This window comes from Affinundibacterium seohonense (assembly GCF_014284305.1).
GTDB lineage: Bacteria > Pseudomonadota > Gammaproteobacteria > Burkholderiales > Burkholderiaceae_D > Undibacterium > Undibacterium seohonense.
Genome location: NZ_JACOFW010000022.1, coordinates 1 through 16,064 on the forward strand (window position 1 = coordinate 1; position 16,064 = coordinate 16,064).

The 16,064-nt window shown below is 47.3% G+C and carries 11 protein-coding genes; 6 read left to right on the forward strand and 5 right to left on the reverse strand.

What is annotated here, in order from left to right:
• Positions 1-512: 512 nt before the first annotated feature.
• A complete protein-coding gene (locus H8K52_RS16330) occupies positions 513-1,070 on the forward strand; it encodes a neutral zinc metallopeptidase (protein WP_186923978.1) in 558 nt (185 codons plus the stop codon).
• Between the two features lie 93 nt (positions 1,071-1,163).
• On the forward strand, positions 1,164-1,955 hold the full coding sequence (locus H8K52_RS16335) for a hypothetical protein (protein WP_186923979.1): 792 nt from the start codon (positions 1,164-1,166) through the stop codon (positions 1,953-1,955).
• A gap of 86 nt (positions 1,956-2,041) precedes the next feature.
• On the opposite strand, the gene H8K52_RS16340 is transcribed toward H8K52_RS16335, so the two are convergent.
• Both H8K52_RS16340 and H8K52_RS16345 read right to left on the reverse strand, forming a co-directional pair.
• Complete coding sequence (locus H8K52_RS16340; protein ID WP_186923980.1) at positions 2,042-3,322, reverse strand: Xaa-Pro dipeptidase; 1,281 nt, start codon at positions 3,320-3,322, stop codon at positions 2,042-2,044.
• 743 nt (positions 3,323-4,065) lie between these two features.
• Positions 4,066-4,275 carry a cold-shock protein gene (locus H8K52_RS16345; protein WP_186891624.1) on the reverse strand — a complete coding sequence of 70 codons (210 nt, stop codon included), beginning with the start codon at positions 4,273-4,275 and terminating at the stop codon, positions 4,066-4,068.
• Between the two features lie 430 nt (positions 4,276-4,705).
• Between H8K52_RS16345 and H8K52_RS16350 the strand changes: the two genes are divergently transcribed.
• The 3 genes from H8K52_RS16350 to H8K52_RS16360 all read left to right on the forward strand — a co-directional run bounded on the left by H8K52_RS16350 (position 4,706) and on the right by H8K52_RS16360 (position 11,408).
• Complete coding sequence (locus H8K52_RS16350; protein WP_425507552.1) at positions 4,706-7,078, forward strand: GspE/PulE family protein; 2,373 nt, start codon at positions 4,706-4,708, stop codon at positions 7,076-7,078.
• Positions 7,079-7,179: 101 nt separating this feature from the next.
• Entirely contained in the window at positions 7,180-9,933 is a 2,754-nt protein-coding gene (locus H8K52_RS16355; protein WP_186923981.1) for a TonB-dependent receptor domain-containing protein, read from the forward strand.
• A 593-nt stretch (positions 9,934-10,526) separates the two neighbouring features.
• Positions 10,527-11,408, forward strand: coding sequence for an AraC family transcriptional regulator (locus tag H8K52_RS16360; protein WP_186923982.1), 882 nt, complete (start codon positions 10,527-10,529; stop codon positions 11,406-11,408).
• 88 nt (positions 11,409-11,496) lie between these two features.
• On the opposite strand, the gene H8K52_RS21635 is transcribed toward H8K52_RS16360, so the two are convergent.
• The 3 genes from H8K52_RS21635 to H8K52_RS16375 all read right to left on the reverse strand — a co-directional run bounded on the left by H8K52_RS21635 (position 11,497) and on the right by H8K52_RS16375 (position 14,844).
• The gene (locus tag H8K52_RS21635; protein WP_222613809.1) at positions 11,497-11,958 is read right to left on the reverse strand and encodes a prepilin-type N-terminal cleavage/methylation domain-containing protein; all 462 of its coding nucleotides are present in this window, start codon (positions 11,956-11,958) and stop codon (positions 11,497-11,499) included.
• A gap of 256 nt (positions 11,959-12,214) precedes the next feature.
• Positions 12,215-14,272, reverse strand: coding sequence for a methyl-accepting chemotaxis protein (locus H8K52_RS16370; protein ID WP_186923984.1), 2,058 nt, complete (start codon positions 14,270-14,272; stop codon positions 12,215-12,217).
• 113 nt (positions 14,273-14,385) lie between these two features.
• Entirely contained in the window at positions 14,386-14,844 is a 459-nt protein-coding gene (locus H8K52_RS16375) for a hypothetical protein (protein ID WP_186923985.1), read from the reverse strand.
• 229 nt (positions 14,845-15,073) lie between these two features.
• On the opposite strand from H8K52_RS16375, the gene H8K52_RS16380 reads away from it, so the two are divergent.
• Positions 15,074-16,000: a peptidylprolyl isomerase gene (locus tag H8K52_RS16380; protein ID WP_186923986.1), complete on the forward strand. Its 927-nt coding sequence runs from the start codon at positions 15,074-15,076 to the stop codon at positions 15,998-16,000.
• Positions 16,001-16,064: the final 64 nt, after the last annotated feature.

The following is a 16,064-nucleotide window of genomic DNA, read 5'->3' on the forward strand; positions in this document are numbered from 1 at the left end:
TGGATGAACGATTACAACGAGCAATGCCCACATGATTCACTCAACGGGATGACCCCTGTTGAATTCCGGTTGTTTCACCAACCTCAAAACTCTAGTAATACCTGGCACTGATTAAGGGAGGTTTACACGTGTGATTCGGTATTTGTACAAAATAATATTTGGAATATGTTTCAAATTTCTAGCAAAACCAAAGTCGATGTCGTTTTTTAGATGTGTATTTTTGAGAAAAGCTATTGTGACTTTAAGGCATGAATACATGATTATCTGGAGTCGGTAATACGCTTCTAAAAATTTTATACGTTGCAGACTTCAGAAATACGAGGAAACCCCAGAGGTAGCGAATGGTGGACTAGTGATGGTGTTTCGTACTGACAGTTTGGCGATAAATAAGACTTCATTAATATTTTTAGATGCACTTTAATAATGTCGGATTGCGTGCTCAATTCGCACCAAGCAGGTGTTGGCAGCAATCCATAATGCATGAAAAACATATCTAATCTTGGGAGAACATCATGAAGAAGACATATCAAAGCGTAGTCGTTGCCGCACTGTTGGCAACTAGCTTGGCGCAGTCGGCAAATGCAGTCACCGTCAACGCCACTTACATCAACAAAACCGGTAGCGAAATCCGCGGCATTTTCGGCGGTTATTCCAATCCGACGATTTACATCGATCGTCGTGCATGTGGTGAATCCTCACTTTCCGCATTTGCCTGTGGCCCATACACGATCAGCGTTGGGACTTCGTTCTTACAGGGTGCGGAAAATAATTATGGTAACTATTCAGCGAAAGCCATCTTAGGTCATGAGTGGGGCCATACCATTCAATTTGCCCGCAATATTCGTCAACCTCAGCCTTACATGGAATTGCAAGCCGATTGCGCTGGTGGCTCTTTCATTCGCTATGCAGTTGATAGCTTGCGCTATGCGAATTTTCTGACGTCAGCGGTGAACACAGCTCGCGCTTACGCCGGTGGTGATCACGGCACGCCAGCGCAGCGCGATTATTACACGCGTTGGGGCTACACCAATGGCATCACTAAGTGCTTGAACAGTTTGCCACGCGTGTAATCTAGACAAAGCAAACGCATGTTCGTAGTCGGTATTTCGTGACGTCTTCCGCGACCGTAGTGGTGGAGGACGTCCACAGTCAACAGGTGATACATGAAAAAAATGATGCTGATAGGGATAGGTGCCGGTGCACTATTAATGACAGTTGCGGCTTGGCAGTTGTGGCAAGGCGAGGACACTAACTCTGCGAACGCATCCATGACCTCGACGAATAAGCGCGCATCGACCCCAAGTACGGTGAACCCCCATCAAGTCATAAATACCCACGCCGAGCACCAACATGGCACTGGTTCACAGGCATCACCATTTGGATTAGCGAATCTTAGTCCCGAAGCTCTAGAGCAACGCGCTGCCGACATCAAAAATCAGCCGCAAAATATGGCAGCATTACCAGTGGCAGAAGTGGTCTCACCAGCGGAGGCGGAACGCACCAAAAAACTACAAGAATTAGGATATATGCTGCCGCCTGAGTATTACAGCAAAGATTTAAAGACACTGCGTCGAATGGCAAAAGCAGGCGATGCTTTTGCGATGATGCATATTGGTGAAAAATACTATTTTGAAATACAGGGGCAAACTCAGCATCCCGATTTCGATAAAAATATGGATTACGCCAAGGCCGCGAAACAGTCTTTCCAAGATGCCTTAGTTGCGGGCAATATTCGATCTGCAGGCATCATCGCGGAATTGTATTTCCAAGAAAAAAATCCCACCGAAGCCTATGCATGGCACCTAGTTTCCGACCAACTCGGCGATAGCATCAGCGCCGATTGGTTCCGTCGTACAGAGATGGCGATGCAGGCAAGTGACGCATTAAAACAAGCAGCGGCCGAGCGTGCAGCACAAATTTTGGGAGAGTTGAAGTTGAAGAAGAAAACAGGCTAGCGATAAGTTGTTCGATATCGAAAAAAATGGCGGGCTCCGAAGAGAGCGCGCCATTTTTGAGTCCATGACCTAGCTCAAACCACTGACTATTTTTTATCAGTTTTCACCACCACACCAGCTTTGATCACCACCGCGACATTTTCCAATAAGCGCACATCTTTACTAGGGTCGCCAGCGACGGCAATCAAGTCTGCCAGGCGACCGGCTTCAATGACACCAACTTCTTTACTGGCCAAAGCTTCAGCCGCATTGATAGTGGCCGACTGTATCGCTTGTATCGGCGTCATGCCATATTTCACCATTGTGGCAAATTGTTTTGCATTATCACCGTGGGGATAGATGCCCGCATCGGTACCATAGACCATTTTCACACCCGCAGTATGGGCGCGACGGAATCCTTCGCGCTGGATCTCACCGATTTCGCGATCTTTACGCAAATTGTCTTCTAACACGCCGTTCTTCTTACCTTCGGATTGGGTGTAATCGGTGTTATAGATATCCATCGACAAATACGCGCCATGCTTCTTGGCGAGCGCGATACCTTCATCATCAATCAAGCTTGCATGCTCGATCGTATCCACGCCAGCACGAATGGCATCTTTAATACCTGTGCTGCCGTGTGCATGTGCGGCGACACGTAAGCCCCATTGATGGGCTTCTTCGGCAACCGCCGTCATTTCTTTCAGGCTCATTTGTTGCTGTCCAGGCTCGGTGTTGTGAGAAAACACGCCACCGGTAGCGCAGATTTTGATGACTTGGGCGCCATATTTACGTAACTCACGGACACGTTTGCGAGCTTCCTCTGGATTATCCGCATTAAAGGCGCTCTGCTGATTCATGGATGGTGGGAAAAACGTGGAATCACAATGGCCGCCTGTGGCACCGAATGAGTACGCGGCGGTGACCACACGTGGACCACGTACTTTGCCTTCTTCAATGGCCTGACGTAAGCCGACATCGTTCCAAGCATCCGCGCCTACATTTCTCACCGTCGTAAAGCCCGCATCCAAGGTGCGGCTGGCATGTGGAACAGTCAAGATAGACCAAAAGCGATCACCAAATTGCAATGTGTTATAGCCGCCATAGGTCGGATCAGAATCGAGATGCACATGCATGTCGATCAAACCAGGCAAGATCGTCATTCCTGCTAAATCAATTTTTTGTACTGAGGCATCGACGCTGGGATTGGCGCCTTGTTTAACGCTGATGATACGGCCATCGCGCACAAGAATTTGCGGATTGCTGAGCATTTTGCCGCTACGCACATCTAACATCTGGCTAGCAGTGATCAAGGTATCAGCAGCAAATGCATTACTGCTAAAGCTAAACGCAGCAGCGATTAAGGCGGCACATAGGGTGTTTTTCATCTAAGACTCCGAGATTATTGAGATTGCCGTAAAGTATGTTTTTGGCAGGCGCTCAGTATCGTGCTTAGCGTTGTTACGGTCAAATTTGATTTTGTAAGTGATGTCAACGACCAACATCGGCAAAGGAGCCGCGCTTTAAAAAGCAAAAAGCCCACCAAAGGCGGGCTCTTCATGCATTGCGATAATTCATTAACAACCAGGGCTATCTGCCAAGTATCACTAAGTTTCCGGCACCCATGCTATCTGCGTGGTGTACCTTCGGAATTATGCGGCTGCGGCTGTTTGATCACACAGGAGCAGTGCAAAGTACAAATTATTTGCAGCAAATTATTGCGTTTGACGACTTATCGTCAAATCACAAAGTACACAAATCAGCATGTTATTTTGCGAAATTTTAGCTTTGCCTGATGTTTCATATTGCACCAATCACGAATGATGGTGACATCTTGAATTTCATCAGGCCTGGCTAAACCATTTTCTATCGCCCCACGCTATCTGCGTAGTGGCTGTAGCCGGTTAGAACCAGTTTGTGCGGTCTGTGTGTCGGGTTTATTGCCCGACTTACGGCGACCATTTGCAGTTTGAATGTGGGTGTGAATCTAAATTAAATTCACCCAAGCTATCTGCGTGGTGTGAACTCATTTTAGCTGTCGCACATAAGGGCTTAGCCCAGTGCTGACCTGCATTCGTTTTGATATGTCATGCGAACATCACACATCAAATTTGTTTAGATTTTGTAGTAATTACAAAATCTGAATGTTGCTGGCTTTGTCGCCCTTTGGACTAGCGCTGCGTTCGAAAGAAACGCGTTGATTTTCCGACAGGCTCTTGAAACCAGAAGATTGGATGTCTTGAAAGTGAGCGAATAAATCCGCGCCACCAGCGTCAGGTGTGATGAAGCCGAAGCCCTTAGCATCGTTGAACCATTTGACGATTCCAGTTTGAGTACTCATTTTATTTCCTTTAGATTAGTGGCAGTATCCACTGCGCAAAACAACGTTTGTGCGTGATTGACGGCCGATAGGCAACATTGCCTGCTAGGCACTTAAAACCAAGAGATGAAACCGAAGGAGATAAAACAGAACGACTAGAGAAGAACAGCCATGCGGAATTGGGACCAACAATATTACGACCTGATGCAAGTACAAACCGGAATATACAGGCTTTATCACAATTCACCTAATCTTTTCTTTCATCGTTCAAAAATAAAGCTATTTCAGTTTAGGCATCAGCCGGCTTAGATCCGTTGGCATACATCAACAAAAACCTAGATCTGTTGCAGATGTGTCCTATCTCTGGTGACTTATATTTGGTATCGCAATCGATTGAGTGATAATGCAGGCAACAACATTCTTATTCGAGCCATTCCTTACGCTGAGAAAGATGGAAATTATGCAGGCCAAGCCACTTACGTCCACAGCAAAAGCAGACAGTGCTGCGCAGCGGCTGTTGTTCTTCAAACGACTGCAAACTTTGACTAACAAAATTCATGCAACCAACGCTGTTGACCAGATTATGTTGGACTTGAGTGCGGATATTTGCGACTTGTTTGATTGCGACCGGTTGACGATTTATGTGGTGTCTCCTGATGGCGCTAGTCTGATTTCTAAAGTGAAAAAGGGTTTGCATACGTTCAAAGACATTCGTTTGCCGATTTCGGATCAAAGTATTGCGGGTTATGTCGCCATGCATAAAGAAGTGCTATGCATTAACGATGTTTATGACGAAGCTGAATTATTGGCGATTTCACCGCATTTACACTTTCAAAAAGCCATTGATCAACGCACTGGTTATCGCACCAAAGAAATGTTGGTAGCGCCGATTATTGATGCCGATAAGGCGGAATTGCTGGGCGCGATTCAATTTATCAATAGTCGTCACGGGCTCGCCTTCACGTCGATCGCACAAGAAGGTGTGCGTGAATTGTGTGAGACCTTGGCGATTGCCTTCACGCAAAAAAATAAGCCAGCGCCGATACCACCATCGAAATTTAATGGCTTAGTATCCGATGGCGTTTTGTCAGTGCCAGAATTTGAATTGGCGATTAGTTCCGCACGTCAAAAGCAACTTGATTTAGAAGATGTTTTGATCGATGAATTTCAAGTCGCACCGGCGCAAATTGGTCGCGCTTTAGCCCGTTTTTTTGGCGTGCCCTATGACGCCTTGCAGCATGACCGTGTGACTGATGTGGAGCTGGTAAAAAAGCTCAAGCGGCAATACGTTGAAGAGAACAATTGGCTGCCTATTTCCGAAGATAAAAACGGCATGACAATTTTAGCGGTCGATCCAGAGCAAGTGAAAACCACCCGTGTGGTTAATCTGATTTTTCCCGGCGCCCGCTTGCACTATAAAGTCACCACCAAGCGCGAATTTAAACTCACTGTGGATCAATTTTTTGGTCAAACTGGCGACACTGCCAGTGTTGGTGAATTACTGTCTGGCATGGAAGATGATGAGGACGACAGCCATGCCAACGCCACTGAAGTCTCTGCCGCAGTCGATAATGAATTAGTCAAATTACTCAATAAAATTATCGTGGATGCCTATCAGCAAGGCGCCTCTGATATTCACATCGAGCCACGCCCAGGCAAAGAAAAAACCCTGATTCGTTTCCGCAAAGATGGCTCGCTGTCACCGTATATCGAGATCCCAGCGAGTTATCGCAGCGCTCTATTAGCGCGTATTAAGATCATGTGTGACTTGGATATTTCGGAAAGGCGAAAACCGCAGGACGGCAAAATTAAGTTCAAAAAATACGGTCCACTCGACATTGAATTGCGCGTCGCCACCATCCCTTCCTCAGGAGGAATGGAAGATGTGGTGATGCGGATACTCGCAGCGGGCGAACCAATTCCCCTCGATAAATTAGGCGTGCTGCCACACAATCTAGAACGCTTGAAAAATGTCGTCGAAAAACCTTACGGCATCTTCTTTGTCTGTGGTCCAACCGGTTCCGGCAAAACCACGACCTTGCATTCGGTGTTGAGTTATTTAAATCGACCAGAAACTAAGATATGGACGGCGGAAGACCCGGTTGAGATTACCCAAAAAGGTTTGCGTCAAGTGCAAGTCAATCGTAAAGCAGGAATGGACTTCGCGACTGTCATGCGGGCGTTTTTACGGGCCGACCCCGACATCATCATGGTCGGTGAAATGCGCGATAAAGAAACCGTCTCCATTGGCCTCGAAGCCTCGCTCACTGGACATTTAGTGTTCGCCACCTTACACACCAATAGTGCACCAGAATCCATCATCCGCTTGCTCGATATGGGCATGGACCCATTTAATTTTGCCGATGCGCTATTGGGAATTTTGGCGCAACGACTGGCCAAACGTCTGTGCGGCAATTGCAAAGTCGCTTATCACCCCAGCACAGTGGAATTGCAAAGCTTACTTAAGGAGTATTGTGCCGAGTTGCAAGCGACCAACGAATTTCAGCGTGATGCCGAGGCAGGTGAGCGGCAGGTGTTGAAAAAATGGACTGAAGCTTATGCCGATGACAAAGGACAATTCACACTGTATCGCCCGCAAGGCTGCGACAAATGCGGAAATGGCTATAAAGGACGCGTTGGTTTGCATGAACTGATGGTCGGTACCGATCCGGTCAAAAAACTGATACAAGAACACGGCCGCGTCTCAGAATTATTTACCGCCGCTTTAGAAGATGGCATGCTGACTCTGAAGATGGATGGCATCGAAAAAGTGTTGTCGGGTGTCACCGATATGAAACAAGTTCGGGTGGTGTGTATCAAATAAATTAGATTGTCTGTTTCGCTATCTCTCAAATTCGCATCAAATGTCTCAATAAAAAAATCCGGCGACCAAGCTTTTTCGCCTCTTAACTCTTGGAATCTAACATGTCAAAACTTGTAAGCCCATCTTTGGATACCTCCAGTTTTTCATTCTCTCGCCATGCCATTTCGCAAGCTGTTTTGCTGTTGATGGCGATCACGGCAGTCCCCGCTTTCGCACAAACGAGTAGTGACAGTAAACCGCTGGCGCGGGTGGAAATTACCGGTTCGGCGATTAAGCGTGTCGATAGTGAATCAGCCTTGCCGGTACAGTTGATTACCCGCGAAGATATTCAAAAATTAGGCGTGACAACTGCTGCCGAATTAATGGCGAAAGTGTCCGCAAATATTGGTGGTTTAACCGATGGCATCAGTATCAATGTCGGCGGTGATCAACGTGGTTTCAATTCGGTGAATTTACGTGGCTTGGGCACGTCATCGACCTTAGTGTTATTAAATGGTCGACGCATGGCAAACTTTGCTTCGCCAGGCGATGATGCTGGCGTTGACTTGAATAATATTCCTGCTGCGGCGATTGAGCGCGTCGAGATTTTGCTCGATGGCGCTTCCGCCTTATATGGCACCGATGCGATTGGTGGTGTCATCAATTTTATTACCCGTAAAGATTATCAAGGTGTTGAGGCCAGTGCCTATGCCGGCAGAACACAAGAAGGTGGCGCCGAAAAACGTAGTTTCACTTTGGCAGGTGGTATCGGTGATTTGAGTAAGGATGGTTACAATGTATTTGCCGTTTTTGATCAACAACATACGGGCAGCTTGTTTACCTCACAAAGAAAATTTATTCCTGAATTAAAAATTCCCGAGCGACTCGGACATTTGTTATCGGGCTATACCGATCCAGCGAATATTCGTTTAACTTCGAATCAGCTTGATTACTTGCAAGAGCAAGGCTTTAAAATCAACGGCAAACCAATTGAAAATCGTCTGATCAATTTCTCTATTCCCACCTGTAAACCCGCGGCAAATCTGTATCTACCTGCGGGTACTGGCGGTGCCGATGCCTGTACGTATGACTACATGGGGGATACCGAGTTGTATCCTAAGTCGGATAAGTCGAGCTTACTAAGTCGTGCGGTATTCCAACTCAATCCTGAGCATCAATTGTATGCCGAGGCGACTTGGAGTAAAGCGAAGACCTATTACGTAGGATCGTCTGCGCGGGTCACTGGTTATGTCGACTATCGACTGATACCGCAGTTAGCCAATACCAATTTACACACCTTGACCGACGATGAATATCCTGGTGAAGTGACCTTGCGCATGCGTCTGAAAGAAGCAGGTAATCGCACCAGCGAATTGACCAGTGAAGCACAGCGTTTTGTAGTCGGTTTAACAGGCACACTCGCAGGCTGGGATTACGATGTTGGTGTTAATCAAAGTCGCAATGTCGTACGCGATCGCGATACGCACGGCTATGTTTTATACAATGAACTGATGGATGGCATTGAAGACGGCTTGATCAATCCTTTTGGCCCGTCTAGTGCTGCAGGAATCAAATTACTCAATAGCCTGCAAGTGAATGATGAAGTCCGTTACGCGCGCGGCACGATGACTAGCGTGGACTTTAAAGCTGCGCGTCCTTTAATGCGTCTTGATGGCGGTGATTTATCGTTGGCGGTGGGGGCAGAGTGGCGTCGTGAGCGTAGTATCTTCACGCCCTCAGCCTTGTTAATGAGTGACAACATCAATAATGATTTTGCGCCCGAAGGCGGCACAGGCACTGCAGATTCCCGTACTGTCGAAGGCATCTATACGGAATTGTTGGCACCGTTGAGCAAGCAATGGGAAGCGCAACTTTCTTTGCGCCATGATCGTTATCAAGGCGTCGGTGGCGCATCCAGCCCTAAAGTGGGTTTGCGTTACCAACCTAGTCAAGAACTCTTATTCCGCGCCTCCGTTGGTCGTGGATTCCGTGCACCATCGATGTCCGATCTGTATCGACCAACCCAATACAGTTCAACGGCTACGTTGCCTGATCCAGTTTATTGTAAGGACAACGATAATGATTTGTCGGTATGTGCAGATAGCTGGGATACACGCCGCTACAGCAATGCCAATCTTAAACCTGAGCGCAGTCAACAACATACGGTGGGAGTGATTTTTGAACCCGTGCGTGCCTGGACTTTTAGCCTTGATTATTGGAATATCAAACGCAGCAATTTGATCAGTGAAATTGGCGATGATGTGATTTTGGGCAATTTGGATAAGTACGGCGATCTCGTTCATCGCGATGAAGATAAGTATATCGATTACATAGAATTGCGCAAAGAAAATCGTGGCTCTCAAATCGCCTCTGGCCTCGATCTGGCAATCGAAATGCATGGCATTAACACGAGCTGGGGGAAAATCAGTGCCCGCATGTTAGGCACCTACATGCTCAACTCCAAATTGCAAACCAATCCGGGCGATCCTTATGTCAGTAACCTCGGCAAATTTGTCACCGAAGGTGTAGTGCAACGCTGGCGTCATCGTTTGTCCATGAGTTGGGAGCACGGTGCTCTGGGCTTGAATCTTGGGAATACTTATTTCTCTGGCTATCAAGATCAAAACTCAGCGATCAATATTGACGATGGCAGCATTGTCGCGGCCAATCGGGTGAAAGCGTATTCTTTATGGGATTTGTCAGCATCGTATGCGCTGGGCAAAAATCTTAATCTGCGGGCTGGGATACAAAACTTGCTCAATACCACGCCGCCATTTTCTAATCAGGCTAATTTCTTTATCTCTGGCTATGACCCAAGCTACACCGATCCACGCGGCCGGTTTTTCTATGTGAGTGCGCAGTATTCTTTCAAATAGATTCAGTTAAGCTCAAAAAGTCAGTGCGTCATCCCTGCGTAGGCACATTGCTGTCTGGAGTAATTTTTTTTATAGCTTTGGCTAAATCTCCCTTCTCCCGCAAGCGGGAGAAGGGACTGGGATGAGGGCGCGTCAGATTGGATTAACGATATTTAGAAATCTAAACAACGCTATCTCCTTGCCACGTAGTTGTATGAAATCTTACTGCAGCTTCTGAACCACACTCACCCTAACCCTCTCCCGCTCGCGGGAGAGGGAATATTTACGCCCACTACGTATCGTTCTTTTTCACGTCCATTCATGCAATGTCATCGTGTATGTCAAGCGCCATCAGCGCTACACGATTGTCCAAAATCTTATTCCGTACAGCAGTGTGCGCAGGCAGGGATCCAGTGACGTTAGGCTTTTACACCGAGGGATTGACGCTATGGAGGACAAGGTTTAACCGAACATCATTCCCGCGGGTTTAATGCTCTTATCTTGTAATTCCTCAATAATCTTTCAATAATCAACTAATCGCCCACTGCAAGTCCGCAAGATTTGTCAAATCACTCCATGATATTGTTCTCGTCATTGATACAGACGGGGACGATATGAATCAAGAACTCACTTCCATCAGCGCCCATCGCGCTAGTTATGAACGGCGTTTTCAGCGTGTGATTGATTACGTGCATGAAAACCTTGAACGCGATTTAGATCTTAATGTGTTGGCTGACATTGCCTGTATGTCGCCATATCACTGGCATCGAATTTATCAGGCTTTTTGTGGTGAGAGTTTAGCCGGCACCGTGAAACGCTTACGCTTGCAACGTGCCGCTGGCTTGTTAGCAAAAACGGAGCAAAGCATAGAACAGATTGCCCAGGCTTGTGCTTATCCGAATGTGCAATCTTTTACTCGTATTTTTTCCAGTGTATATGGCATGCCGCCAGCGAGGTATCGCAAAGAGGGGAGTCATACACAGTTTTATTCACCACAGCACTTGAGGAGCGACACGATGTTTACTGTAGAGATTAAAGAGGTACCAGCGATGTGTTTATTGGCGCTGCCACATCACGGCGATTATATGGGGATAGGTCAGGCGTTTGATCAATTGCAAGGACTTGCTGCTAGTCGACAATTGTTTGGTCCGCACAGCCGATCCATCGGCATTTATCTCGATGATCCATCTCTAGTGGAGGAGGCTAAATTGCGTTCTTGGGCTTGTCTGACGGTCAGTCCCGAGCAGCAGGCAAATCAAGCGCAATCACCCTTGCAAGCTTATGATATTGCTGCCGCCACCTGTGCGGTGCTGCATTATCAGGGACCATATTCTGACATGCATGCGGCGTATGAATGGTTATTTGGTGTTTGGCTGCCAGCGTCGGGGTATGAGGCGGCGGATGTGGCAGTGTATGAAGAGTACCTCAATGATCCGCGTGAGACCGCGCCTTTGGATTTGCGCACGGATATCTATTTGGCTTTGCGGACTAATTAGGTTGTAGCGGAGTTTGGCGGGAAAAGAGGGCGAAAAAAAAGCGTAGATCAAAATAATCTACGCTTTTGTTGATGAGACTACACAAGCATTAACATCCGCCTGTCGTTGCCGTAATATCCGGCGCTGCACCAGCTGATGCTGCTTGGGTATACACGACGGAGCACGTCCCCGCCGTATGTACGGTAGCACCAGCGCTTTTTGGTGATATTTTGACCGTAGTGGCTGTGGCGGTAATGTCATAATCAGCGACGGTAATACCAGCACCAGTCGCGATGGTGGCGGCACTTGGATATTCATTGACAACCGCCACTGCGAAGCCTTCCATGTCCACGGTGGTTGGTGAATTTCTCACCAAAAATGCACCGTGTACCATGGCGGAAGTCGCTGCCAATGAGCCACGTGCAGCATTCACGCTAGCGATACGGGCGTCACCACCGAGATCGGCAAAGCGCGGTAATGCCGTCGCTGCCAAAATTCCCAAAATCACGATCACGACGATCAATTCGATCAAGGTAAAGCCGGCTTGTTTTTGTGTTGAATAAGTTTGCATAGCGTTCTCCAAATTCATGAGCGAATACCACTAATCCGCTGCTTGATTTTACGTCAGATAATAGACCAAATGTTTCAGGAATCACCCGGTCAGCTTAACAGGGTTTGTCGTAGATCAGGCGGTGTGGTCGCATTGCTCTACAGCATTATCTGCATTATCAGCCTATTTCCCCACAAAACTCAACATAATCTCTATGCTTGTATCTAAATTGCCATGTGAAATCGACACGCCGCTTGGAGAAAAACAAGTGCCTAAACTACTGGCTACTGGGTAATTGCCGGGCGAGAGCGAATCCGCGGACTTGGTGCATCTTCGCCACGCCGCTTTGCGTCCGTTCTGGAGTAATAATTCTAACTGTTGGAATTTGAGGCTGGCTTGTATTTTCTATGGTGAAAGCGGCAACGGCATCGGTCAACTTTGCCGCTTGCATCCGCATACTCTCGGCTGCTGCTGCAGCGTGTTCCACTAATGCCGCGTTCTGTTGTGTAATGTGATCCAGTTGGCCCAAGGTTGCATTGACCATTTGGATACCATCACCTTGCTCTAAGCTGGCATCGGTAATCGCTTGCATATTGTTGTTGAGAGCAAAGATAGAGTCGACGATTTGCTGCATCGTATTGCCTGCCTGTTGCGCTTGACGATGACCTGCTTCGACTTGATTGACCGAATTATTGATCAGAGTTTTGATTTCTTTGGCGGCATTGGCGGAACGTTGAGCCAGATTGCGTACTTCAGTCGCCACCACCGCAAAGCCACGTCCTTGCGCGCCAGCGCGGGCTGCTTCTACCGCCGCATTGAGTGCCAGAATATTGGTCTGGAAGGCGATACTATCAATCACGGCAATGATGTCATTAATCTGCTTGGACGATTGCTGTATCGCCTCCATCATGACCGTCATTTGGGCGACTGCCGCACCACCTTGTTTTGCAATCATGGTGGCATTATTCGCCATCACATTGGCTTGTTGTGCACTTTGGCCATTTTGTTTGACGGTGACGGTGAGTTCCTCCATGGAGGTGGCGGTTTCTTCCAACGAACTCGCTTGTTGTTCCGTGCGTGACGAGAGATCCGCATTGCCGCTGGCAATGTCATGCGAAGAGCTGGCGATCTGCTCGGTACTGTGGCGAATATTTTGTACCAAGCCGATTAAGACTTGGCGCATGGCTTCAAATTCATGCAACACTTGGGCAACTTCATCTTTGCCTTGGGATTGCGTGGCGATGCTTAAATTGCCATCACTGACGCGATGCATCGCTTGCGTCAACAACGTCAGCTCGCGGGCAAAGGCTAGGTAAAAACCGGCTAACAAATACGCCGCGATGAATATCACAGCGGCGATGGCGAGAATCATGGCATTGCGATTCCACACATGATTCTCGATGCGGTGATTCAACGTCGTCTCAATAAGATCAGCCAAATTCGTACTCAGGCCATACCAGCCATCGAGTGCCTGCTGGCCAGCCTTAAGATACTCTGTGCCACTGGTTTGATTGAGTGTATTTAAGATTTCACTTTTAGTCCGCTCTAAAAAAGCCAAGTGGTCATCGATGACGTTTTGTTGTCGTTGCCCAAGAGTTTTTAATGCAGGATACGCTCGTACTACCGCGTCTAATTGCGCCTGCACCTTAGGCAAGTCACGTTGACTGAGCATGACATTGGCGTTGATTAATACATCTTCATTGGCTTCCATCAAACCGGTATCAATATAAGGCGCACCACGCGCCGCGGTATCTGCTAGTACATTGGTCAATTCAGGTAAGGACTTGGCGTATAGGCCAATCAGATAATAGGTGTCGACTTGCGGATCTAAACTCAGTTTGCTTTGATCGGCTATCGCGATAGCCAATTTTTGAAATTGCTGTAGTAATAATGTATGCGCCACATAGCTGTCTTTGGCCTTGCTTTGTTCTAAAGGCTCCTTGATTTGAGCCCATATGGCTTGGGTTTGTTTAAAATCCTCGGCCATTGTTAGTTCAGCTTGTTGCTGTTGCAATGACTGTAATTGTAAAAATTCTTGGTCGATCGTTCCCGTTAACTCGCTAGCGGCTTGCTTCGCATTAGTATTGCCAGCCAAGGCTAAATGGCGTAAGGCGCGGTGTTGTTGCAGATGTAAATTCAGCGTCTGCAGTTGGCGCAAATGTTGCAGTCCAAGCTGTTCTGTTTTGCTGAGATCGATGGCCTTATTTAGTTCCTGCACAAACAAGCCAGACACCAGCACCGCAGGTATCGCAAACAGACAGGCTACTATGAGAAATTTAGGCAATAAGCGCAATTGACGCATCAAGGCAATCGCAGGAGACAAAAAAAATGGCATACGCACTCCGCAGATAAAGTTGGCTATAGGAAATAAAACCGTAACCCGACTGTACGTATTGTTTGTGACTTCCTAATGACAGTTAGCTGTTGTGCTAGACATAAGTTTGCTTGCTATTCCAGATGACAAGCGACGACACTCGCCCCCATCAAATCCGCTTGCAAATGCAGTGTCTGTAAGATTTTTTGGCGACTGGCGGCATCGCGCGGAAGCGCTAGCTTTAGATGCAAATAGGGGAAATCTTGTGTTTCAGCAGGCGGCGTTTGCGCAGTGTGGGGTTTGACTTCTGTATGAATAGGCGCTTCTAATAAGCCCTGTTTTTGCATCTCTGCGATTACCGCGGCAAATGGTATCGTGATGCAATCGTGCGGCTCCAGCCAACGCTTTGCGCCATTACTGATAGCGACAATGCCGCCAGTTAACTCGACTGCGCTTTCAGAGATTTTCTCATAGTGAAACGCTTCCCAATCCGCCAAACCACGCTGGCGCTTCGCAATCTCGGCCATGATTTGCGCGACTTGACCACCGTGCGCCACCATACCCACTGGTAGCATTTCTGAAAAATCGATCATTATCTTTTCTCTCCTGAGCGTCATTGGTAGACAGTAGCGGATCATACAAATTTTTCTTCAGATAAATATTTACCTAAAAAAATCCGTTGATTCACTAGAAACTGTGCGAATTTTAAGTGCAATCGCGAAATCACAGGTAAAATTCGCAGTTGCTTTTTATTGCTTCACTCAATCCACAGCGGCATTCACCGCTTTATCAAAATATAGAAAATCATAAAGGAAGACCAAGATGTTGATTAAATCTAGTTTCATGATCGGTAGCGCCATGGCAGTGTTGGCATTGACAGCATGCTCCAAACCAGCTGACAAGCCAGCGGATGCAGCACAAAGTGTCATCGCCGCTACAGTCAATGGCAAACCTATCAGCAAAAAGCAAGTTGACATGATCATGAAACAGCAAGCCGCACAAGGCATGCCAGACAACCCAGAAATGCGCAAAATGGTGATCGACAATTTGGCAATGGCCTCATTAGTCGCACAAGAAGCGGTTAAAAAAGGTTTGGACAAATCTGGCGACGTTGCTGATCAATTAGAAATGATGAAAACCAATGTATTGGCACAAGGTTTCGTTGATGACTACTTAAAAAATAACGCGGTAACAGATGCTGACTACGCAGCTGAATACGCAAAAGTTAAAGAAGCGACATCCGGCAATGAATTCTCTGCTCGCCATATCTTGGTAGAAAAAGAAGCCGATGCGAAAGCCATCATCGCTAAACTCCAAAAAGACGTGAAGCAATTCGCAGCGTTGGCAAAAGCCCAATCGAAAGATCCAGGTTCAAAAGACAAAGGCGGCGAATTAGGCTGGTTTGACCCACGTGGCATGGTGCCAGAATTCGGCGCAGCAGTAGCCAAATTAGAAAAAGGTAAATTCACAGAAGAACCAGTGAAATCCCAATACGGCTATCACGTCATCGTATTAGATGACAGCCGTGCGAAAGAAGCCCCAACTTTAGAACAAGTTAAACCACGTTTGACACAACAAATCCAACAGCAAAACCTGAAGAAATTCTTGGACGGCCTGAAAGAAAAAGCCAAGATCGACATCATCGGCGAAAAAGCAGCTTCAGCCTCCGCGTCAGCAGCAGCTACGACAGCACCAGCGTCTGCAGCAGCTGAACCAGCAGCGGCACCAGCAGCTAGCGACAAGAAATAATTCGTCTCTGCGTTTGTGAAAAAACCGCCTTTTTTAGGGCGGTTTTTTTATGGGTGTTATCTGA

Bases quoted from the DNA above. Each gene is read 5' to 3' on its own strand.
- H8K52_RS16330 (WP_186923978.1), top strand. From the start codon at position 513: ATGAAGAAGACATATCAAAGCGTAGTCGTTGCCGCACTGTTGGCAACT.
- H8K52_RS16335 (WP_186923979.1), top strand. From the start codon at position 1,164: ATGAAAAAAATGATGCTGATAGGGATAGGTGCCGGTGCACTATTAATG.
- H8K52_RS16340 (WP_186923980.1), bottom strand. From the start codon at position 3,322: ATGAAAAACACCCTATGTGCCGCCTTAATCGCTGCTGCGTTTAGCTTT.
- H8K52_RS16345 (WP_186891624.1), bottom strand. From the start codon at position 4,275: ATGAGTACTCAAACTGGAATCGTCAAATGGTTCAACGATGCTAAGGGC.
- H8K52_RS16350 (WP_425507552.1), top strand. From the start codon at position 4,706: ATGGAAATTATGCAGGCCAAGCCACTTACGTCCACAGCAAAAGCAGAC.
- H8K52_RS16355 (WP_186923981.1), top strand. From the start codon at position 7,180: ATGTCAAAACTTGTAAGCCCATCTTTGGATACCTCCAGTTTTTCATTC.
- H8K52_RS16360 (WP_186923982.1), top strand. From the start codon at position 10,527: ATGAATCAAGAACTCACTTCCATCAGCGCCCATCGCGCTAGTTATGAA.
- H8K52_RS21635 (WP_222613809.1), bottom strand. From the start codon at position 11,958: ATGCAAACTTATTCAACACAAAAACAAGCCGGCTTTACCTTGATCGAA.
- H8K52_RS16370 (WP_186923984.1), bottom strand. From the start codon at position 14,272: ATGCCATTTTTTTTGTCTCCTGCGATTGCCTTGATGCGTCAATTGCGC.
- H8K52_RS16375 (WP_186923985.1), bottom strand. From the start codon at position 14,844: ATGATCGATTTTTCAGAAATGCTACCAGTGGGTATGGTGGCGCACGGT.
- H8K52_RS16380 (WP_186923986.1), top strand. From the start codon at position 15,074: ATGTTGATTAAATCTAGTTTCATGATCGGTAGCGCCATGGCAGTGTTG.